Here is a 20,295-nt window from a genome sequence, read left to right on the forward strand (position 1 = left end):
CGCTACTGCCGCGTGCGGCGCACGACGAGCACGGCGACGAGCCCGATCAGGTAGACGACCCCACCTGCGACGGCCAGCTCGGGTGTGCGTCCGTCGGGGTCGATGACGAAGGCCGCCACGACGATCGCGCCGAGGAAGGCGATGTTGAAGACGGTGTCCTGCAGCGCGAAGACCTGACCTCGGCGCGCGTCGTCGATATCGATCTGCATCGCGGCGTCGCCGGTGAGTTTGATGGTCTGACCGGCGAGGCCGAGCAGGAAGGCCGCGACGAGCAACGGTCCGGCCGACACGGTGGTGACGAACGCGAACTGCACGATCGCGGCGGCGATCAACCCGACTGTGACGGTGCGCGGCCGGCCCAGCCGCGGGATCAGGATCGGTGCGAGCACCGCTGCGAGGAGCATGCCGGTGGCGGTGCAGGCGACCGCGACACCGAATCCGGAGAATCCCGCGAGCAGGTCGGAGCCATTCTCCTCGGCACGCAGGACGAGCACCATGATGAGCGTGTCGACGCCGAACACGATGCGGTGCGCGCCGATTCCGAGCATCGCGATCGTCACGCCAGGAGCTTCGAGGACGGCTCCTGCACCGGTCCGCAGACCCGACAGGACGGTGCGGATCACGGTCCGGGGACGTATTCCCTCGGGGCCGAGGGCATTCGCGGCGAATCCCGCTGCGGCGACCGCACCGACGAGCGAACCGCTCACTCCGAGGAGGACGGCCGTCCCGGAGCCAGTGTCGCCCGCGCCCACGAATCCTATGGTCGCGACCGCCGTGGCGGCCCCGACCGCCGAGACACCCGAACCGACCGTCGCCAGAACGGAATTGACCGGGACGAGCCACGACTGGGCGACCACGTGTGGGAGCGAGGCCGAGACGCCCGCCAGGACGAATCTGCTCACACCGATGGCGGCGAGCGCGAGCAGCATGAGTGGGGTCTGCGGTCCCCCGAGGAGCAACACGGCCGCCGCTGCCGCAATGAACACTCCGCGGAGCAGGTTGGCCCAGACGAGGACGAGGCGCCGGTCCCACCGGTCGAGCAGGGCGCCGGCGAACGGACCGATCACCGAGTACGGCAACAGCAGCACCGCGAAGCCTGCCGCGATCGTCACCGGGTCGGTGTGACGTTCGGGGTTGAACAGGATCGCCCCGCCGAGTGTGGCCTGGAACAGTCCGTCACCGAACTGGCTCGCGAACCGCACTCCGGTCAGTCGTACGAGACCCGGCGAGTTCCGCAGGGCGGTTGCGGTCGATCGCCACGCCCGCTGCCTGGACTGCTGCCCGGAGTCTCGCACAAGCACGACACTATCGGCTCCGCCACCATTCGGCGGTGCGGGCGGCCGCCTCGTCGAGCGGGGTGGGCGACAGGCCGAGTACCTGTTCGGTGCGGGTCGAGTCCATGACGAACGGGGCATCGAACTGGTAGAGCATCTCGGCGAGTTCCTTCATGTCCCGGTTCACGTGGCCGCCGGCCCGCACCAGCCAGGACGGGATCGTCCCCACCGCGGGCGCGGGCAGGCCGGCCGTCCGCGTGAAGGCGGTGGCGATCTCGCGCTGTGCCACGGCCGGTCCGGTGGGTGCGTGGATCACGGTGTTCCACACGGTCGGCTCCCCCGCTGCCGCGATCATCGCCGCGGCCAGGTCGGGAACGTAGGTGAACGAATGCGGGACGTCGGCCGAGCCGAGCACCCGCACCTTCTTCCCGGCGAGCACGGTGGGCACCATGCGTTCGCCGGCCATCGCGTTCAGTACCCGCGGACCGAAGAAGTCCGACGCGACCACGCTCACCGTCGGTGCGCGATGCGCTGCCCGGGCGGCGAGGAGCTGCCGTCGGACCCCGCGCTTGCCGGTGTCGGCCTCGCGGGGCGAGTCCTCGGTCATGACCCGGTCGGGTTCGCTGTACGAGTAGAGGCTCTCGGGGAAGACGACGACCGTCTTCTCCGACAGGTTCGCGGCGGCGTCGAGAACGACCCGCTCGGCGACGGGGAGTTCGCGTGCCCACACGTCGGCGCGGTAGGCCGACCCGTGGACGCACATGTACACCGCGTCGGCAACAAGTCCGTCTTCGTCGACGAGTGCTGCGGCCACGGCCTCGGGATCCGTGACGTCGACACGCAGGCGTTCGATGCCCGCGCCTTCCGGTCCACTGCCCGATCGGGTGAGAAGGCGCACGCGATGTCCTTGTGCGGCAATCTGTTCGGCGACGGTCCAGCCGACGGGTCCGGCTCCTGCGACCACCTGGAGATGCGACATGATTCCTCGCTTCGGAAAAGTGTGAGCACTGCTCTCTGATGACGTCGACGATCCTCCGTGCAGCCGTGCTTGTCAAGAGCAGTGCTCTCATTTGTTGACGGTGCTCTCTGTTCGACGGCAGAATGGTCCGGTGACGACACCACGGGCGCGCGCACGCGCACAGACGATGGCCGACATCCTCCGGATCGGCCGCGAGCATCTCGGCACCCACGGAGCGGCGGCGCTGTCGCTGCGTGCCGTCGCCCGAGACCTGGGCGTCGTCTCCTCCGCCGTCTACCGCTACGTCTCGAGCCGCGACGAGCTGCTCACCCTGCTCGTCGTCGACGCCTACGACGAACTCGGCGACAGTGTCGACCGTGCCGTCGACGCAGTCGACCCCTCCGATCACCGCGAACGGTTTCTCACCCTCGGCCGGGCGGTGCGCTCGTGGGCGCTGGCCGAACCGGCCCGCTACGGGTTGCTGTTCGGCAGTCCGGTGCCCGGTTACGCTGCCCCGGCCGAGCGCACCACCGCACCCGGTATCCGCGTGGTCCTGCGACTGGCCCGGATCGTGGACGAGGCCCACGCCGCGGGTGTATTGGACGACACGGCCGCTGCCCCACCTCCGGAGAGCCTGGGGGAACCGCTGGGCCGGATCCGGGACGAGTTCTCCCTCACGGCCCCGGATTCCGTACTGGCACGCGGTCTCTGGGTGTGGCCGTCGTTGTTCGGGTCCGTGAGCTTCGAGGTCTTCGGTCAGTACGGCCCCGACACTTTTCCGGACCGCGAGGTCCTGTTCGAACATCATCTCGCCCTGTTGGCACAGACCGTCGGGTTCCACCCCACGCGCCGGTGACGGCGGTGACAGAATGGCTGACGTGGCGCAGCATCAGGACGAACCCGAGGACCGCACCGCACCCTCGACACCCAGGGTGCGGGCCGGAAGCCTGCTCGTCTCCGCCACCGATCTCACCGAGCCGACCTTCCGCCGCACCGTCGTCTACATCATCGAGCACACCGATGCCGGCAGCTTCGGTGTCGTCCTGAACCGCATCAGCGACACCTCCGTCGACGCCATGCTGCCGCAATGGTCGTGGCTCGCCGCCGAACCGAAGACCCTGTTCGTAGGCGGTCCCGTCCACCGCAGTTCGGCGCTGTGCCTCGGCACGCTGCGGGTGGGGGCCGACATCACCGACGTCCCCGGCATCCGCCACGTCGACGGCCGAGTGGTGATGATCGACCTCGATGTCGATCCCGGGCACATCGCCCACTACGTCGAGGGTGTGCGGATCTTCGCGGGATACGCGGGGTGGAGCGCAGGTCAGCTCGACGGCGAACTACGCAACGACGACTGGATGGTGGTCTCGGCACTGCCCACCGATGTGCTCGCCCCCGCGCACCTCGACGTGTGGGCGAGGGTGCTGCGCCGGCAGCCGCTGCCGATGGCGTTGCTCGCGACGCACCCCATCGAGGTCGAGCGCAACTGAGCCCCCTCGGGCGACCGGGACCGGTCAGCGGGCGTCGGCGAGAGTGTTGAGCGCGCCGGCCATCTCCTCGGCCCTCGTTGCGGTCACGGTGAATTCGTGTCCCGAGGCCGTGGTCACCACGACGGCAGGCCCGGTGCGAGTGACCAGGCCGTACCGCTTGCCGCCCTTGACCCGCAGGCCCCAGCCGCCCCAGTCCTGGAACGGGCGGGTCTCGGTGACCTTCGCCCCGACGATCTCGTCGAGGTCGTATCCGAGCGCGTCGGTGGCCAGATTCGACACCCGGATCCCGTCCGCGTCGACCACCACGGTGTAGCGGAGCAGACCCAGCACGAGCAGAGCGACGGGCGCGATCAAACCCAGCGGCCACCAGCTCTGCGTCGCACCGCACACGACGAGCGCGGGGATCAGGACGAGCAGCGACAGTCCCGCCGTCGTGCCCACACCGGTGCCCACCTGCTCGACGATCGGCAGTTCGGCACGACCGCGCGGCAGCGCCGGATCCGGAGCGGCGGTCGCCGCCTTCCGCTCCCGACCGTCGCGCAGGAGCCGTCCCCCGAACCAGCCCACCGCGATACCCACCCACATGCCGAGCACCGCCGGCCAGCCCTCCAACGCGGCCTGCGTGGCGTCGGTCGTGTCGAGCTGCCCCGCGAGACCGGCCAGGAACAGTGCGGTGATCGTGCCGGTGACCCCGAGACCGATCGCGAGCATGTAGCGACGCATGAGCAGTTGCGCCTGCGCGATCGCGGCGATCGCGCAGCACCCTCCCCCGACGAGCACGATCAGCAGGGCGGCGGTCCACGCCGAGGTCATCGGTGACCCGAACGAATCGGGTGTCGTGCCCGACCAGTGCGTGGCGATCTCCTCGGGCAATCGTGGGATCCACGAGCGGGTGAGCACGAGTACGGCCACGGCACACAGCAACGGAACGGCCAGTCCGAGCAGCGCACCGACGGGGTCGACCTGACGCGTCGTCATGGGGTCAGCCTAGGGTGCGGGCCTCCACCGGCGCCGTCCTCGTTCCGCTCTCGTCGAACCATCCGTCGGGTCGCAGGTCGCCACCGAACCGGGGCATGTACTCGGTACACGCGAGTCGCGAGACGAGGCTGCGCCGGCTGTTCACACCGGTCTTGGTGAAGATGTTCTTCAGGTGGTCCTGCACGGTGTACGGGCTGATGAACAACCGACTCGCGATCTCGTTGCGAGACCGTCCGGCGAGCACTTCGACGAGTACTTCCGATTCGCGTGGCGTCAGACCGTACGCGGCGGTGACCAGGGCGACGATCTCGGGCAGGCGTGCCCGCTCGAGGGTCATGACGACGCGACCGGTCTCGTCGAAGATCGCGGCGCGCAACACCACCCATTCACCGTCGAGGGTGCGCAGGCGCACCGTCGCAGGGGCGGGTCGTGTCCTGCGGACCTGGCGGGCGATCACGTGCGCCGGCCCGGGACGGCCCCGGACGGGACTGCCCCAGCCGAGACGCTCGAACCAGACCGCCGCCGAGGCGGTCACGGAATCGAAGTCGTCGTCCGCCCCGATCACGACCACGGCCGGACCCGGACACCCGGCCGCAATCTCCGTGTGTCGCACCCGCGCCGATGCGTCCCGGATGAGTGTGCTGCGGAAACCGTTCGCGATGTCGCCGAGCACGTCGTCGAGCATCGCGAGTTCGGCATCGGTGAAGCCGCGACCCGGTTCGCGCATCAACTCCCCCACACCCCAGCATCGACGGTCGCCGTCCCGGAAGACCAACTGCAGTTCGTGTCCCATGCCCAGCTGCGACACGAGTTCGAGATAGCGACGGTGTCCGTCTCGAGTCCCGTCGTCCGCCGGTTCGCCGATGCGGCGCAGTCCGGTCGGACGCCGGAGGAGCACGTAGAGACTGTCCGGATCAGGGTCCGGGCCGTACTCGATCTCGATCGACAACCGGAGGGCCTCGACCGGATCGTCGAGACCTCGGGTGGTGAAGCCGGTGGGGACCACGACGGCAGGGTCGACGGGCGCCAGGCAACCACCGTCGTACGGAATGAAAGCGCCGAGCACATCCATCACGAACTCGCGGAACTGCGCCCCGTCCGCAGCCGCGGATGCTGCGTCCTGGATGCCTGCCCTCAACCGCTGTGCAGAGCGCATATCCCGAAGTATCCCCCTCGAATGTGGGATTGAGAACACCTCACGCGGCGACGAGGCTCCATGGACACGGGGACATTCATACGGAAGTCGAGGTACCCGCCATGACCACCACTCACGCCACGCCGTTGTCCGCCGAGGATCTGGAGGTCGTGCATCTGATCCACTCCGCTCTACGCCGGGACACCGAACGTCTCGCCGACTTCGCGCAGAAGTGGCGGACCGCCGATCCCGGCACGCACGATGCGCTGCTCCTCGGCTGGCACGGATTCAGCACCGAACTGCACACGCACCACTCCGTCGAGGACGTCTACGTCTGGCCGTTCATGCGGCCACGCCTCGCACACGATGCGGGGGCGATGGAGGTGCTCGATGCGATGGAGGCCGAACATTCCGTGATCGACCCGGCGTTGGCGGAGATCGAGGCTGCGCTCGACGACCGGGAGACGGCGACCGAGCGGCTCGGCGGTCTGCTCGACGGTCTCGTCACGTCGCTGGGTGCTCACCTCGCGCACGAGGAACGGGACGCCTTCCCGCTGATCGAACAATCCATCACCAAGGAGGAATGGCACGACATCTCGATGCGGGCGTTCGCGCAACTGGACAAGCGCGAGGTCTCCGAAATGCTGCCCTACCTCTTCGAGGGAGCACCGAAGGACCGCGTGGCCGTCGTGCTGAAGAGTCTCCCGGTACCGGTGCGGGTGCTCAACCGGTTCTGGTGGACACCGCGCTACGCACGGGAGCGCCGCTGGGCGTGAGGACTGCCGGTGGGAGGACCGTCAGGCGGTCGGCTCGCACGCCCCGCGCAGGCTGCACGCCCCGCACGAGGTACCGCAGCCGGATGTCTCCTCCGGCTTCGTCGCCGCAGCGACCCGCGCTGCGACGGATCCGCCGGCTCCGGCGGTGATCAGGGCGGCCACCACGGTGACGACGACTGCAATGATCCCGGCGACGGTGGGCAGCGTCAGCGACGCGACACCACCGAGGGCGAGGAGCACCGCGGACCCGAGCATGCTGGGTGCGGCAACCTTGTTGGCCAGGGCGAACGCCTCGTCGTCACGCAGCGCGTCGGGGGTGCGCACACCGGCCCAGCGGTTGCGCGGGAGCTTGCCGGTCAGTGCCGCGACACCCACCGCGCCGACGACGAGAGCGAGCACGAAGAGCAGGACAGCGACGATGAGCACCCGACCAGGATACGCGGCCGGTGGTGCCACCGGTCTGCGCGGGTGCGGGCACGTTCTACCCTGGTGGGAGCACTCACACGCCCGGCCGAGTAGATAGTGATCACCGTGACCCGTCCCGAACAGACCTCCCAGCACGAACCCGGCAGCACTCCGCAGCATCGGTACACCGCCGAGCTCGCGGGGCGGATCGAGCAGCGCTGGCAGGAGCTCTGGCGCGAGCGCGGCACCTTCCACGCCCCCAATCCGGTGGGCGATCTCGCCGGCGAGGTGCCCTCCGACAAGCTGTTCGTGCAGGACATGTTCCCGTACCCCTCGGGCTCGGGCCTGCACGTGGGGCACCCGCTCGGGTACATCGCCACCGACGTGTATGCGCGCTTCAACCGCATGCAGGGCCGCAACGTGCTGCACACCCTCGGTTACGACGCCTTCGGTCTGCCGGCCGAGCAGTACGCCGTGCAGACGGGCACGCACCCGCGCACGACCACCGAGGCCAACATCGGGAACATGAAGCGGCAGCTCTCCCGGCTCGGTCTCGGGCACGACGAGCGTCGCTCGGTCGCGACGACCGACGTCGACTTCTACCGCTGGACGCAGTGGATCTTCCTGACGATCTACAACGCCTGGTACGACCGCGAGGCCGGCCGGGCGCGTCGCATCTCCGAACTCGAGGCCGAATTCGCCGACGGCACGCGTCGTCTCGAGGACGGACGCGACTGGGCGTCGCTGTCGGAGGGTGAGCGCGCCGACGTCATCGACTCGTACCGCTTGGTCTACCGGTCGGATTCGCTCGTCAACTGGTGCCCGGGTCTGGGCACGGTGCTCGCCAACGAGGAGGTCACGGCCGACGGCCGCTCCGAGCGCGGCAACTTCCCGGTCTTCCGGAAGAACCTGCGCCAGTGGATGATGCGGATCACCGCCTACTCCGACCGCCTGATCGACGATCTCGAGCATCTGGACTGGACCGACAAGGTCAAGTCCATGCAGCGCAAATGGATCGGGCGCTCGCACGGCGCCCAGGTGAAGTTCGCCGTCGCCGACCACGATTCGGCGATCGAGGTGTTCACCACCCGGCCCGACACCCTGTTCGGTGCCAGCTACGTGACCCTCGCTCCCGAGCACGAACTCGTCGACCGGATCGTCGCCGCGTCCTGGCCCGAGGGCGTCGACCAGCGCTGGACCGGTGGCGCCGCCGATCCGGCTGCCGCGGTCGCGGCCTACCGCGCGTCGATCGCCGCGAAGTCCGATCTCGAGCGGCAGGAGTCGAAGGAGAAGACCGGTGTCTTCCTCGGCGCCTACGCCGTGAACCCGGTCAACGGCGAGCGACTGCCGATCTTCATCGCCGACTACGTCCTCACCGGCTACGGTACCGGCGCGATCATGGCCGTTCCCGGCCACGACCAGCGCGACTGGGAGTTCGCGACCGCCTTCGGTCTGCCCATCCGCGAGGTCATCTCCGGCGGCGACGTCACCGCCGAGGCGTACACCGGCGACGGTGTGCTGGTGAACTCCGGCCTGCTCGACGGTCTCGACGTCGCCGAGGCGAAGAAGACGATCGTCGCGAAGCTCGAGGCGGCCGGCGCCGGACGCGGCACCATCCAGTACAAGCTGCGCGACTGGCTGTTCGCGCGGCAGCGGTACTGGGGCGAGCCCTTCCCGATCGTCTACGACGAGCAGGGACGCGCCCATGCTCTGCCCGAATCCGCTCTGCCCGTGGAACTTCCCGAGGTGGAGGATTACGCGCCGGTCTCCTTCGATCCGGACGACGCCGATTCCGAACCGTCCCCGCCGCTCGCGAAGGCGGTGGATTGGATGAACGTCGAGCTCGATCTCGGCGACGGCCTGAAGCGCTACACGCGCGACACCAACGTGATGCCGCAGTGGGCCGGCAGCTCGTGGTACCAGCTGCGCTACATCGACCCCACCAACTCGGAAGCCTTCTGTGACAAGGAGAACGAGGCGTACTGGACCGGCCCGCGGCCGGAACTGCACGGCCCGAACGACCCGGGTGGCGTCGATCTCTACGTCGGCGGTGTCGAGCACGCGGTGCTGCACCTGCTGTACGCGCGGTTCTGGCACAAGGTGCTCTTCGACCTCGGGTACGTCACCTCCTCGGAGCCGTACCGTCGCCTGTTCAACCAGGGTTACATCCAGGCCTACGCCTACACCGACTCGCGCGGCGTGTACGTGCCGGCCGAGGAGGTCGTCGAGCGCGACGGCACGTTCTACTGGACCGGCCCGGACGGTGAGCAGGAGGTCGCTCGCGAGTACGGGAAGATGGGCAAGTCGCTCAAGAACTCCGTCAGCCCCGACCAGATCTTCGACGAGTACGGCGCCGACACCCTGCGCGTCTACGAGATGTCGATGGGCCCGCTCGACCAGTCGCGTCCGTGGGCGACCAAGGACGTCGTCGGCGCGCACCGCTTCCTGCAGCGCGTGTGGCGTCTCGTCGTCGAGGAGGAGGGTGGCGCGCTGCGCGTCACCGACGACACCCCCGGCGACGACACGCTGCGGGCGCTCAACAAGACGGTCGCGGGTGTGTCGGACGACTTCACCCACCTGCGCGACAACACGGCGATCGCCAAGCTCATCGAGTACACGAACCACCTGACGAAGCAGTACCCGTCGGGTGCGCCGCGCAGCGCCGTCGAACCGCTCGTGCTCATGCTCGGCCCGGTCGCCCCGCACCTCGCCGAGGAGATGTGGTCGCGTCTCGGACACACCGAATCGCTTGCGCACGGCCCGTTCCCGGTCGCCGACGAGAAGTGGCTCGTCGAGGACAGCGTCGAGTACCCGATCCAGGTCAACGGCAAGGTGCGCAGCCGCATCACCGTCCCGGCCGACGCCGCACCCGACGCGATCGAGGCCGCCGCGCTCGTGGACGAGAAGATCGCCGACCTGCTCGGCGGTGCCGCACCGCGCAAGGTGATCGTGGTTCCCGGCAAGATGGTCAATGTCGTGAAGTAGCAACCGCTTACGACGGACGAGACCCCGGTGCACAGGATGCACCGGGGTCTCGTCGACTACAACCGGGATCAGGGGTGATTGTGTTCGATCTTCTCGAACTCGGCGACCTCGCCCGCATCGTGCGCGCGCTCCTCCGCTTCCTTCGCCTCGAGCTGCTTGGCGACGGCATCCTTGAGGGAGACCTTGGCGGGCTCGGCGGCCTCCTGCTCGGCCTTGCGGATGCGCTCCTCGTCCTTCTTCTTCGCGGTCTCGGCGGCCTGGCGCTTCGCGGCGGCCTCCTGGTCGGCCTTCGCGGTCTCGGCGGCCTTCTTCTGCTCGGCCTCCTTCTCCGCCTGCTTCGCGCGTTCCTGCGCACGCTCCCGGGCCTGCTCGACTTCGTTCTCGCGGTCGCGTCGCGCGGCTTCCTGCTGGGCAGCGGCACGTTCACGCGTTCGACGGAGTTCGGCGTCTGCCGCGCGCTTCTCGGCCGCGGCCTGCGCGTCGAGTTTCTCCGCGCGCTTCACCGCCTCGGCGCGTTCGGTGGCGAGCGCCCCGCGGGTGGCGATCTCCTGGTCGTCGAGCACGCTGCCGACGATGCCGTCCAGCATGCCCAGCCCCCGCTCGTACATCAGGCGCGGTGGGGCGTCGGTGGGCAGGAACCGCAACTGCTGCTCGATCAATCCCAGCGGGAAGCGGGCGATCTTGTACTGCAGTCGCAGAACGCTCTTGGGCAGAGTGGCGAGGTTCATGGGCGCATCTCCAACTTCGATGGGGGTACAGCTCCGGTAGGGAATGTCGGTGGTGTTCGTCAGCGATCCGGCTCGTCGGTCAGCGTGCGTTCGAGGGCGTCGGCCTTGCGGCGTTCCTCCTCGGCCTGGAGGCGTGCACGTTCGGCGTCGTGGGAGGCTCGTCGGTGGTCCTCGTCGGCGGCCGCGACCTCTGCGGCGGCATCCGTGACCTGCTCGTTCTCCTCGCGACGTGCCTGTTGTTCGGCGGCTGTGGCCTCACGGGCGGCGTCGGATCGCCCTCGGACGATGTTCTCCTGATGTTCGAGGTCGGCGGCCTGTTTGCGGACCCGTGCCTCCCGCTCGGCCTGCGACTCGACGGCGTCGGTCCGCTGCTGCACGGCCTCGCGTTCCTGCTGTCCGGCCTCGCGGACGGCGTCGAGCTGTTCGACCGCCTCGTCGCTCTCGGCCTCGGCCATGTGCGAGAGGGTGTCGGCCTTCCTGGTCTGCCGGGCCTGCTCCTGCTCGAGACGGCCTTCGGTGGTGAGGGAGTCGTTGCCGGTCAGAGCGCCGGCGACCTCCTTCGCCTTACCGACCACGGTCTGCTTCAACCCGAGGCGTGCCTTGTCGGCCGGACCAGGGCGAGCCCTGTCGGATGTGTTGTCTTCGACCACGGTCATCTCCTTCCGTACGGGACACGAAGGGGACGGCCCCCATGGCTTGGGGTAGCCAGACGCGGTCGGCTTCAATCCTCGAGAGTCTCGAGAGGGTGGATGTGCGCGCCGACGAAGTCGACGACATCGCCCAGGACCTCGTCCCGATTCGTCTCGTTGAAGATCTCGTGCCGCGCTTCGGGATAGGTCTTCGACGACGCCCCGCGACCTGCCAGCGACGACCATCCGGTGGCGGTGCCGTCGAGGGGAACCAGTCGATCGTCCTCGCCGTGCAACCACAGCACGGGCACGTCGTCGACGGCACCGGCGGCGGTGATCGTGTCGATGCAGGTCTTCAGCGCCTGCACGGTGGTGCGCTTGAACGGGCCGTGCCAGACGAGCGGGTCGGCCACGTAGGCGCGACCCACCTCGGGATCACGGGAGAGGGTGGACGGATCGATGGGGGTATCGGGGATCTCCTCGGCCGTGAGCAGGGCGTCGACGGCCGCCCACCTGCCGAGGACCGGGCCGGACAGGACGACCGCGGCCAGTTCCGAGCCGTATCGCTGCGCGTACCGGGCGGCGATCATGCCGCCCATCGAGTGTCCGACGAGCACGACCGGCAGGTCGGGATGCTCGCGTCGCGCCGTGAGATCGAGCAGACGGAAATCGTCGACCACCTTCTCGAAGTCGTCGATCAGGACGCGTTCGCCGTCGCTGAGACCGTGACCGATGTGGTCCACCGCGTAGACGGCGGCGCCGTCGGCGACGAGACGCGCGGCCACATACTCGTAGCGTCCGCAGTGCTCGCCGTAACCGTGGCACAACAACGCCACGTAGCGCGGGGCCTCGCCGACCCACGTGCGGGCTGCGAGAGCACCGGCGTGTCCGTCGAGGGTGAAGGCGACAGCGTCGATCATCGGGTCTCCGATCGTTCCGGGTGATGGCGATGTCATCGTCCTCCGGCGCGGGGTCTTCCGAGTGGGAATCGCGAGTGCATCCGCGGATCCGGCCCATTACCGTCGAATTGAAACGTGTTCCCGATTCGAACGAAGGAGACCCCATGGCACCGAGTCGGGACGCGATCCGCACCACCGTCGAGAACTACGTGAAGTCCGTGGCCTCCGGCACCGTCGACGATGTCCTCGCGCTGTACGCACCGGGCGCGACGGTCGAGGATCCGGTCGGCACGCCGGTCCGCGCCACCGAGGCCGAGATCCGCGAGTTCTACGGAGTGGTCGAACCGCTCGCGCAGACCGGTGAGGTGATAACTCTCAAGGTCGCGGAGAACAACGCCGCTTTCGTGTTCCGCCTGGTCACGCACCTGGGTGAGCAGGATCTGGTCATGGAGGTCGTCGACGTGATGACCTTCGACGACGACGCGAGGATCACGAGCATGAGGGCGTTCTGGAGCCAGGAGGACATGCAGACCGTCCCCGCCTCCTGATGGACAGCCTCATCGTCGAGGTCGATGGTTTCACGTGGAACATCGACGATCGGGGCGACGGACCCGCGGTCGTCATGTGCCACGGCTTCCCCGGCCTGAGGTATAGCTACCGGCACCAGTTCGCGCCGCTCGTCGACGCCGGATACCGTGCCGTCGCCCCCGACATGCCCGGCTACGGCCGAACCGACCGGCCCCGGGAGGCCGAGGAGTACACGAACGTCGCGATTTCCAAGCGCCTCGTCCGACTGCTCGACGTCCTCGGGACGATGTCGGGGTCGTCGGCGCTCGAACGGATGCGTGCCTTCGTCCCCGATCTGCGCGGTGTCCACCTGCTCGAGGGCGCGGGGCATTTCGTGCAGATGGAACGTCGCGACGAGGTGAACAACCTCCTCCTGCGTTTCCTCTCCGGATCCGGATACCGACGAGAACCGCCGAACAGCACTTTCACCGGCGATCATCGACCTAGCATGACGGCGTGGCCAGCGACACGGTTCGTGGATTCGGTCTGGCACTCGCCCTGACGGCACTGGTGGCGGGTGCCTGCTCGTCGGGCGGTTCGGTCGAGACGACGACGCCCGTGCAACTGCATGTCGCCACCGCGCAGGACGACCCGTGGACGCCGCGTCTCGTGCCGCCGCAGGTGCCGGTCGCGGTGCCGCCAGCTCCCCCCGAAGTCGTCGAGGAAGGCGGTGATCCGGTCACCGCGACCGCCGGGACCCCGGCCGTTTCCGGTGATCGGCCGGCGCTCTACGGGGGCAGTCTCGACCGGCCCCTGTGCGACCGCGAAGGGCTCATCCTTCATCTGGAGGAGGATCCCGCCAAGGCCGAAGCGTGGCGCGGTGTCCTCGGCGTGCCCGACATCCGCGGCTACACCGACACCCTCACGGCGGTCCTGTTGCGCGCCGACACCCGGGTGACCATGCACGAGTACCGCGACGGTGCGGCGAGGCCCGTGCAGTCGCTGCTCGAACGCGGCACGATCGTCCTCGTCGACGAACTCGGTGTTCCGCGCGTGCGGTGCGTGCGCGGCAATCCGCTGTCCGCGCCGGTGCTCACCGGAAACGACGAACTCGAAGGTCCGAAATGGCCCGGACTGAACGCCGAGCGGATGTTCGTCGTCCAGCCCGCCGCGACTGCCGTGCGGGAGTTGGAGGTCATCGACATCACGACCGGCGCGATGGTCCCCGTGCCGGTCGGTGAGGCCCTGCCGAAAACCATGGCTCCGGCCGCACCGGAGACCACGGAGGAAACCCGCCCGGAGACCGAGGCGCTGCAGGTACCCGTTCCTGCACCGCGTCGCGATCCGGTGCCGGAAGCCGCGGCACCACCACCGCCTCCTCCCCCGGAACCGCCGCCTCCGCCGCCCCCCGCTCCGGAACCGCCGCCACCGCCACCGCCGCCGGCTCCGGAACCCGCTCCGGCACCGGCACCCCCGCCGGCGCCGCGGGCTCCCGCGCCGCCGCCTCCGCAGATCCAGATCCAAATTCCGGGCGCTCCCCCGGTCGTGATCCCCCTGCCGTTCTGAGCCGTCAGCCGTTCTGAGCCGTCAGCTCTTTCGAGTCATCAGCGAGGACGCAGAACGACCTCGGTGGGGTGGGCGTCGACCGGCGCCTCGACGACCTGCCGCACCGCACGCGCCACCGTGCCGGGGCTGAGGAACTGCGACGGGTCGTACTCGCGGCCCTCCGACGCGACGATCGCGCGCTGCATGTCCGTGTCGATCCGGCCCGGGTGGATCGAGGTGACCCGCAGCGCGGGTTCCTCCTCGCGCAGCGCGTCGCCGAACGCCCGCAGTGCGAACTTGCTCGCGGCGTAGGCACCCCACCCGGGGCGAACGCGCAGACCCGCCCCCGAGTTGATGAGCACCACGTGGCCGTTCGCGGCCCGCAGGGCCGGTAGCAACACCTGCGTCAGGGCGACGACGGCGACGACGTTCGCCTCGAACGTCTCGCGCCACTGCCGGGGCTCGCTGTCGGCGATCGTGCCCAGTTCGGCGACGCCCGCGTTGTGGACGAGCACGTCGAGCCGATCGATGTCGGCGGCGGCCGCGGCGACGGCGACGTGATCGAGCAGGTCCACGGGCCACGGCGTGGCGTCGGGCAGTTCCTCGAGGATCGCATCGAGCGACTCGCGACGTCGTCCGCCGAGGAGCAGATCGTGGGTGGGAGCGAGTTCCTGGGCGATCGCGGCGCCGAGACCGCGACCTCCTCCGGTGACGAGAGCTGTGGGGCGCATGATCACGAGCCTAGGAAGCAGACGGTGGGGCGGCCACCGCACCGTGCTCGAGACCGGCCAGGATCTCGGCGAGCCGGTCGTCCGGAGGGGTCTCCACCGCCGGGTCGCGCGGGAACCGGAGTTCGAGGAACGCCTTGGGTCGCGACAGCACGTACTCGCGCGCCAGATTCCTCAGCCGCGTGCGCAGTCGCACGTCGTTCGCGGCGCGGACTCCGGCGATGTCGATGCCCGCCCGCCGGCACAACGCCACTGCACGCGGAAGGTGGAAGGCCTGGGTCGTGATCAGCGCCTGCCGCACGCCGTAGGTGGCCACCGCACGCCGGGCGGTGTCGTAGGTGTCGAGACCGTACGGGTCGGCGACGATCCGTTCCCGGTTCACACCCTGCTCGACGAGATACGCGATCATCGCCTCGATCTCGTCGCCCGAGGTTCCGGCCCCGTCGCCCGAGACGAGCACGGCTTGCACCCGTCCCCGTGCCATCAACGCGACCGCGACGTCGAGGCGGCTGCGGAGCACCCGCATCGGACGGCCCTCGTGCACCCGCGCGCCCGGCACGATCACCACCGGGGCGGGCGGCGCGCCGTCCACCTCGTACATGAGGTCCTTCGCTTCGGACGCCACGCGGGCGGAGACGAGTGTCAGCGCGGACACCGCACCGACGACCAGTGCGGAGACCGCACCGAGGGGGGACGACGACCGGACGGATTCGAGCATGCGTCCCAGATTACGGACGCCCGGCGGCCACAATAAAGGGGTGGACCCCGTCGACGCACTCCGCGAAGTCGCCTTCTGGCTCGAACGCGAACACGCCGACACCTACCGTGTGCAGGCCTATCGGCGCGCGGCGGAGGTGCTCGCCGAGGTGAGCGACCACAAGCGGGAGGTTCTGCGGAAGACCGACTCGTGGACCGATCTGCCGGGCGTCGGGAAGAAGACCGCGACGGTCGTCCGGGAGTCGTTCGACAAAGTGCCCGCCTATCTCGAGCAGTTACGCGAGGAGGCCGACCCGATCGGGCGCGGCGGCCGCGACCTGCTCGAGTCCCTGCGCGGCGACCTGCACACCCACTCGAACTGGTCCGACGGCGGCAGCCCGATCGACGAGATGCACCGCGTCGCGTCGACGATGATCGGGCACGAGTACTTTGCCCTCACCGACCACTCCCCTCGCCTGAAGGTCGCGAACGGGCTCACCGCGGAGCGGTTGCGCTCGCAGCTCGCCGTCGTCGCGGAGATCAACGAGAATGGCAGTGGTGCAAGGATTCTCACGGGTATCGAGGTCGATATCCTCGACGACGGGTCGCTCGACCAGGACGAGGGGCTGCTCGCCGAACTCGACGTCGTCGTCGCGAGCGTGCACTCGAACTTGCGGGCCGACCGGTCGGCGATGACGAAACGCATGCTGCGTGCGGCGGCGAATCCCCACGTCGACGTCCTCGGGCACTGCACCGGCCGGCTCGTCGCCGGGGGGCGCGGAAACCGTCCCGAGTCGAAGTTCGACGCCGAGAAGGTCTTCGCCGCGTGTCGCGACCACGACACCGCCGTCGAGATCAACTGCCGGCCCGAACGCCGCGACCCGCCGTCGCGTCTCATCGACCTCGCGCTCGAGACGGGCTGCCTGTTCTCCATCGACACCGATGCGCACGCACCCGGGCAGCTCGACTGGCTCGGGTACGGTTGCGAACGTGCCGTCGAGCGGGGTGTCGAACCCGAACAGGTGATCAACACCTGGGAGATCGACGACCTGCTGGCGTGGGCCGACAGGTAGGAGATGCGCGTGGAACACGTCGACGTACTGATCGTGGGAGCCGGATTGTCCGGCATCGATGCCGGTTACCGGTTGCAGACACAGTGCCCGGATCTCGGGTACGCCATCCTCGAGAGTCGCGACGCGATCGGTGGTACGTGGGATCTGTTCCGCTATCCGGGGATCCGATCGGACAGCGACATGTACACGCTCGGCTTCCCGTTCCGCCCGTGGCGGGGCGAGAAGTCCATCGCCGACGGCCCCGACATCCTGCAGTACATCCGCGACACCGCCGCCGAATTCGGCATCGACCGACGGATCCGGTTCGGCCACAGGGTGATCGATGCATCCTGGTCGTCGGAGGACGCCCGGTGGACGGTGCGTGCCTCGACCGGGCAGGGAACCGTCGAGATGTCCTGTTCCTTCCTCTATCTCTGCAGCGGCTACTACAGCTACGAGTCGGGTTACCTGCCCGACATCCCCGGTCTGCAGGACTTCGCGGGCACGGTCGTGCATCCGCAGTTCTGGCCCGAGAACCTCGACTACGAGGGGAAGAGGATCGTGGTGATCGGCAGTGGCGCCACGGCCGTCACGCTCGTGCCCGCCCTGGCGGAGAAGGCCGAGCACGTGACGATGCTGCAGCGCTCCCCCACCTACGTGATGTCGCTGCCCGCGCGCGACCCGATCGCGACGCGGATTCGACGCCTGTTGCCGGACAGGGTGGCCCACCGCGCAGTGCGGACCAAGAACGTCGTGGCCAATCTCGGCTTCTACCAGTTCTGCCAGCGGTTCCCCTCGGCCGCGAAACGCATGTTGCGCACCCTCACCGAACGTCGCCTACGCGGCAGGATCCCGGTCGATCCCCACTTCTCGCCGCGCTACGACCCGTGGGATCAGCGACTGTGCGTGGTCCCCGACTCCGACCTGTTCCGCACCTTGCGCGCGGGGGAGGCGGAGATCGTCACCGACCGGATCGACACCGTCACCGAGAAAAGTGTCCGCCTCGAGTCCGGTCGCGAACTCGAGGCCGAGATCCTGATCCCCGCAACGGGTCTGCAACTGGTGCCTGCGGGCGGAATCGAGTTCGTCGTCGACGGGGAGAAGATCGACCTCTCGGCCCGGTTCATCTACCGTGGCATGATGCTCGACGGCCTGCCCAATGCCGCGATGTGTCTCGGCTACACCAACGCGTCGTGGACCCTGCGTGCCGATCTCGCGTCCCTCTACGTGTGCCGGTTGCTGCGGTATATGCGACGCAACGGTTACCGTTCGGCGGTTCCGAGGTATTCGGGCGACGGGCGTACCCGCCCGCTGCTCGGTCTCGACGCCGGGTACATCCACCGCGCGGAAGGTGCTCTGCCCAAGCAGGGTTCGCGCAGCCCGTGGCTGATGCGGCAGAACTATCTCCTCGACCTGCCCACCATGCGGCTCGGGCGTGTCGACGAATCGATGCAGTTCACGCCCTGACCCGTCAGCGTCGGCGCGCCGCCAGGTGGACGTCGGGGAAGCGATGGTCGGCGTCGGGGCGGCCGACCGTCCGCCACACCTCGTCGAATCCGGCGTCGGACAGGGCCGCGGCGAGACGATCCGGGTGCCACCGCCACGCCGGCGCCACCGCGTGATCGAACTCCACCACTTCGCCGGGGGTGTCGGTGGTCTGGCCCGCGATGAGCACCACGCCGCCGGACGGAACCCGCTCCGACCACGCGTCGAGGATCCTGGGGATCTCGGACGGCGGAACATGGATGAGGCTGCACCGTGCGATGATCGCGCTCGGAACCACTCCGCGGAGTTCGTCGGACCCGAGTCGCGCGTCGTCCCGCACGAATCGCAGCGCGGGGTAGGCGCCCCGCGCGATGCGCAGCATCTCGGTGCTGGGATCGAGGCCGATCACGTCGAGTCCGCGGTCGGCGAGATCCGCGGCCACGTATCCGGGCCCGCAGCCCACGTCCAGCACGACACCCTGCACCTGGCTCTGGCACACCATCTCGGCGAAGGCGGCGACGGTGTGGCGTTCGAGCGGAGTCAGGTACGGATCGGGAAACAGCTCGACGTACAGATCCGCGAGGGCATCGTATCCGGGCTGGGTCACTCCGGCATGGTACGACGGGCCGCGATGAGTTCGACCCCGTTCGCAGGTCCTATCCACGACGAGGCAGTGACCACGGGAGGGAATTCATGATCATCGTCGCAGGACATCTCACCGTCGACGCCGACAGGCGTGAGTTCTATCTGGCGACCTGCAGGTCCGTCGTCGAGGCCGCCCGTAGAGCGCCGGGCTGCCTCGACTTCGCTGTCACCGCCGACCTGATCGAGCCCGACCGCGTCTGCATCTACGAACGGTGGGAGTCACAGGCACACCTCGACGACTTCCGCGGCAGCGGACCCGACGACGATCAGGCGCGGGAGATCCGGTCGATGGAGGTCTCCGAGTACCTCGTCCCGGATGTGCAGCCGTCGAACGAGTAGTTCTCGTCGCAGATCCCGCCGGAAATCGACAGGATCTGCGCACGCCGTCAGCGTTGCTCGAGCTTCTCGTCGGGATACCGCGCGAACCGGCCGGCGTCACGTTCGTGCACGGGACCGTCGCTGTCCCAGGGCCATCCGCCGAATCCGGTGCGGCGGTAGTCCTCGAACGCCTGGCGGACACCCGCCTCGTCGTTGAGCACGAACGGGCCGTACGAGACGACGGGTTCGCCGATCGGGCGACCCTGCAGCATCAGGATCTGCGTGCCCTCGTCGCCGCCGGTGAGGTGCACCGGCACCGACGCGTCGACGACGACCCCGTGCCCGGACTCGATCGTCCGGTCACCGATCCGCACGGGGGAACCGTTGTACACGTACAGGACCCGTTGCGTCTGCTCACCGCGCGCGGCCGGCAGTTCCCAGCGCGCACCGGACGACAGGTCGATGTTCCAGATCGCCACGTCGGTGCCGGGTCGGGACGCCCACGAATTCGGCGGGGGCGGCGGCGGAGTCGCGCCGTCGAGCTCACCGGCGATGACGCGGACGGAGACGGTGCGTCCGTCCTCGTCCGAGACGGTCACGGTGGGGGTCTCCTCGTTCCACAGCATCGAGAAGTGCGGATCGACGGTCTTCGACTCGGCGGGCAGGTTCAGCCAGATCTGGAACAACTCGAGCGGATTGTCCGAATCCTTGTTCAGCAGAGGGAACATCTCGCTGTGGACGACCCCGTTACCGGCGGTGAGCCACTGCGTGTCGCCCTCACCGAAACGCGCCGCCGCGCCCACCGAATCGGAGTGGTCGACGAAACCCGAGCGCACGAAGGTCACCGTCTCGAAGCCGCGGTGCGGGTGGCCGGGGAATCCTGGGACGGTGGTGCCGTGGTACATGCTCCAGCCCGCAGGGTTGCCGAAGTCCTGGCCGAGCGGGCGGCCGTCGAGCGACGCGTCGGGCCCGAGCTCGTCGTTGCCCGCCGGATACGCGTCGACGTGGTGTGCGACGAACAGGAAGGGATCGATCGTCTGCCAGGGCATACCGAGCCGGAAGACC

At 68.9% G+C, this 20,295-nt stretch carries 22 protein-coding genes; 10 read left to right on the forward strand and 12 right to left on the reverse strand.

All coding sequences use genetic code 11. The annotated features are described in order from the left end of the window. Positions 1-2: 2 nt before the first annotated feature. A complete protein-coding gene (locus NVV99_RS12090; RefSeq protein WP_024102528.1) occupies positions 3-1,295 on the reverse strand; it encodes an MFS transporter in 1,293 nt (430 codons plus the stop codon). Positions 1,296-1,305: 10 nt separating this feature from the next. After that, positions 1,306-2,253 (reverse strand): NAD-dependent epimerase/dehydratase family protein, encoded by a 948-nt coding sequence (locus NVV99_RS12095; protein WP_024102527.1) that lies wholly within the window; start codon positions 2,251-2,253, stop codon positions 1,306-1,308. A 166-nt stretch (positions 2,254-2,419) separates the two neighbouring features. On the opposite strand from NVV99_RS12095, the gene NVV99_RS12100 reads away from it, so the two are divergent. Beyond that, positions 2,420-3,088, forward strand: a complete 669-nt coding sequence (locus NVV99_RS12100) for a TetR/AcrR family transcriptional regulator (RefSeq protein ID WP_019290493.1) — start codon at positions 2,420-2,422, stop codon at positions 3,086-3,088. A gap of 13 nt (positions 3,089-3,101) precedes the next feature. Then, a complete protein-coding gene (locus NVV99_RS12105; protein WP_019290494.1) occupies positions 3,102-3,719 on the forward strand; it encodes a YqgE/AlgH family protein in 618 nt (205 codons plus the stop codon). A gap of 24 nt (positions 3,720-3,743) precedes the next feature. On the opposite strand, the gene NVV99_RS12110 is transcribed toward NVV99_RS12105, so the two are convergent. Beyond that, positions 3,744-4,697: a DUF1648 domain-containing protein gene (locus tag NVV99_RS12110; RefSeq protein WP_024102525.1), complete on the reverse strand. Its 954-nt coding sequence runs from the start codon at positions 4,695-4,697 to the stop codon at positions 3,744-3,746. A gap of 4 nt (positions 4,698-4,701) precedes the next feature. Continuing rightward, a complete protein-coding gene (locus NVV99_RS12115; protein WP_024102524.1) occupies positions 4,702-5,853 on the reverse strand; it encodes a response regulator transcription factor in 1,152 nt (383 codons plus the stop codon). 101 nt (positions 5,854-5,954) lie between these two features. Between NVV99_RS12115 and NVV99_RS12120 the strand changes: the two genes are divergently transcribed. After that, the gene (locus tag NVV99_RS12120) at positions 5,955-6,608 is read left to right on the forward strand and encodes a hemerythrin domain-containing protein (RefSeq protein WP_024102523.1); all 654 of its coding nucleotides are present in this window, start codon (positions 5,955-5,957) and stop codon (positions 6,606-6,608) included. 21 nt (positions 6,609-6,629) lie between these two features. On the opposite strand, the gene NVV99_RS12125 is transcribed toward NVV99_RS12120, so the two are convergent. Beyond that, on the reverse strand, positions 6,630-7,034 hold the full coding sequence (locus NVV99_RS12125) for an SdpI family protein (RefSeq protein WP_024102522.1): 405 nt from the start codon (positions 7,032-7,034) through the stop codon (positions 6,630-6,632). A 96-nt stretch (positions 7,035-7,130) separates the two neighbouring features. On the opposite strand from NVV99_RS12125, the gene leuS reads away from it, so the two are divergent. Continuing rightward, positions 7,131-9,998, forward strand: coding sequence for a leucine--tRNA ligase (leuS, locus tag NVV99_RS12130; protein ID WP_260782886.1), 2,868 nt, complete (start codon positions 7,131-7,133; stop codon positions 9,996-9,998). A 68-nt stretch (positions 9,999-10,066) separates the two neighbouring features. Here the strand turns inward: leuS and NVV99_RS12135 are convergent, their stop codons facing one another. From NVV99_RS12135 to NVV99_RS12145, 3 genes are all read right to left on the reverse strand, one after another. Beyond that, complete coding sequence (locus NVV99_RS12135; protein WP_024102520.1) at positions 10,067-10,726, reverse strand: IF2 family translation initiation factor; 660 nt, start codon at positions 10,724-10,726, stop codon at positions 10,067-10,069. A gap of 59 nt (positions 10,727-10,785) precedes the next feature. Further along, complete coding sequence (locus NVV99_RS12140; RefSeq protein ID WP_024102519.1) at positions 10,786-11,382, reverse strand: CsbD family protein; 597 nt, start codon at positions 11,380-11,382, stop codon at positions 10,786-10,788. 65 nt (positions 11,383-11,447) lie between these two features. Next, on the reverse strand, positions 11,448-12,275 hold the full coding sequence (locus NVV99_RS12145; RefSeq protein ID WP_024102518.1) for an alpha/beta hydrolase: 828 nt from the start codon (positions 12,273-12,275) through the stop codon (positions 11,448-11,450). Between the two features lie 143 nt (positions 12,276-12,418). Between NVV99_RS12145 and NVV99_RS12150 the strand changes: the two genes are divergently transcribed. From NVV99_RS12150 to NVV99_RS12160, 3 genes are read left to right on the forward strand one after another with little or no spacing between them, the layout of a single operon-like run. Beyond that, complete coding sequence (locus tag NVV99_RS12150; RefSeq protein WP_024102517.1) at positions 12,419-12,802, forward strand: nuclear transport factor 2 family protein; 384 nt, start codon at positions 12,419-12,421, stop codon at positions 12,800-12,802. Beyond that, positions 12,802-13,323: an alpha/beta fold hydrolase gene (locus NVV99_RS12155; RefSeq protein WP_024102516.1), complete on the forward strand. Its 522-nt coding sequence runs from the start codon at positions 12,802-12,804 to the stop codon at positions 13,321-13,323. The genes NVV99_RS12150 and NVV99_RS12155 overlap by 1 nt, the downstream gene beginning before the upstream one ends. Further along, entirely contained in the window at positions 13,278-14,327 is a 1,050-nt protein-coding gene (locus tag NVV99_RS12160; protein ID WP_024102515.1) for a DUF6777 domain-containing protein, read from the forward strand. The genes NVV99_RS12155 and NVV99_RS12160 overlap by 46 nt, the downstream gene beginning before the upstream one ends. A 38-nt stretch (positions 14,328-14,365) precedes the next feature. Here NVV99_RS12160 and NVV99_RS12165 read toward each other — a convergent pair whose 3' ends face one another. Together NVV99_RS12165 and NVV99_RS12170 are read right to left on the reverse strand one after the other, a co-directional pair. Next, the gene (locus NVV99_RS12165; protein WP_024102514.1) at positions 14,366-15,037 is read right to left on the reverse strand and encodes an SDR family oxidoreductase; all 672 of its coding nucleotides are present in this window, start codon (positions 15,035-15,037) and stop codon (positions 14,366-14,368) included. Positions 15,038-15,047: 10 nt separating this feature from the next. Beyond that, complete coding sequence (locus NVV99_RS12170) at positions 15,048-15,752, reverse strand: vancomycin high temperature exclusion protein (protein ID WP_006550869.1); 705 nt, start codon at positions 15,750-15,752, stop codon at positions 15,048-15,050. Between the two features lie 40 nt (positions 15,753-15,792). On the opposite strand from NVV99_RS12170, the gene NVV99_RS12175 reads away from it, so the two are divergent. Further along, positions 15,793-16,803, forward strand: a complete 1,011-nt coding sequence (locus NVV99_RS12175; RefSeq protein WP_024102512.1) for a PHP domain-containing protein — start codon at positions 15,793-15,795, stop codon at positions 16,801-16,803. 3 nt (positions 16,804-16,806) lie between these two features. Beyond that, positions 16,807-18,249, forward strand: a complete 1,443-nt coding sequence (locus tag NVV99_RS12180; protein WP_024102511.1) for an NAD(P)/FAD-dependent oxidoreductase — start codon at positions 16,807-16,809, stop codon at positions 18,247-18,249. Positions 18,250-18,253: 4 nt separating this feature from the next. On the opposite strand, the gene NVV99_RS12185 is transcribed toward NVV99_RS12180, so the two are convergent. Further along, positions 18,254-18,874, reverse strand: coding sequence for a trans-aconitate 2-methyltransferase (locus NVV99_RS12185; RefSeq protein ID WP_024102510.1), 621 nt, complete (start codon positions 18,872-18,874; stop codon positions 18,254-18,256). A gap of 86 nt (positions 18,875-18,960) precedes the next feature. Between NVV99_RS12185 and NVV99_RS12190 the strand changes: the two genes are divergently transcribed. Beyond that, the gene (locus tag NVV99_RS12190; RefSeq protein WP_006550865.1) at positions 18,961-19,251 is read left to right on the forward strand and encodes a putative quinol monooxygenase; all 291 of its coding nucleotides are present in this window, start codon (positions 18,961-18,963) and stop codon (positions 19,249-19,251) included. Positions 19,252-19,298: 47 nt separating this feature from the next. On the opposite strand, the gene NVV99_RS12195 is transcribed toward NVV99_RS12190, so the two are convergent. Next, complete coding sequence (locus NVV99_RS12195) at positions 19,299-20,279, reverse strand: pirin family protein (RefSeq protein WP_024102509.1); 981 nt, start codon at positions 20,277-20,279, stop codon at positions 19,299-19,301. Positions 20,280-20,295: the final 16 nt, after the last annotated feature.

This window comes from Rhodococcus sp. PAE-6, assembly GCF_025290685.1.
Taxonomy (GTDB): domain Bacteria; phylum Actinomycetota; class Actinomycetes; order Mycobacteriales; family Mycobacteriaceae; genus Rhodococcus; species Rhodococcus pyridinivorans.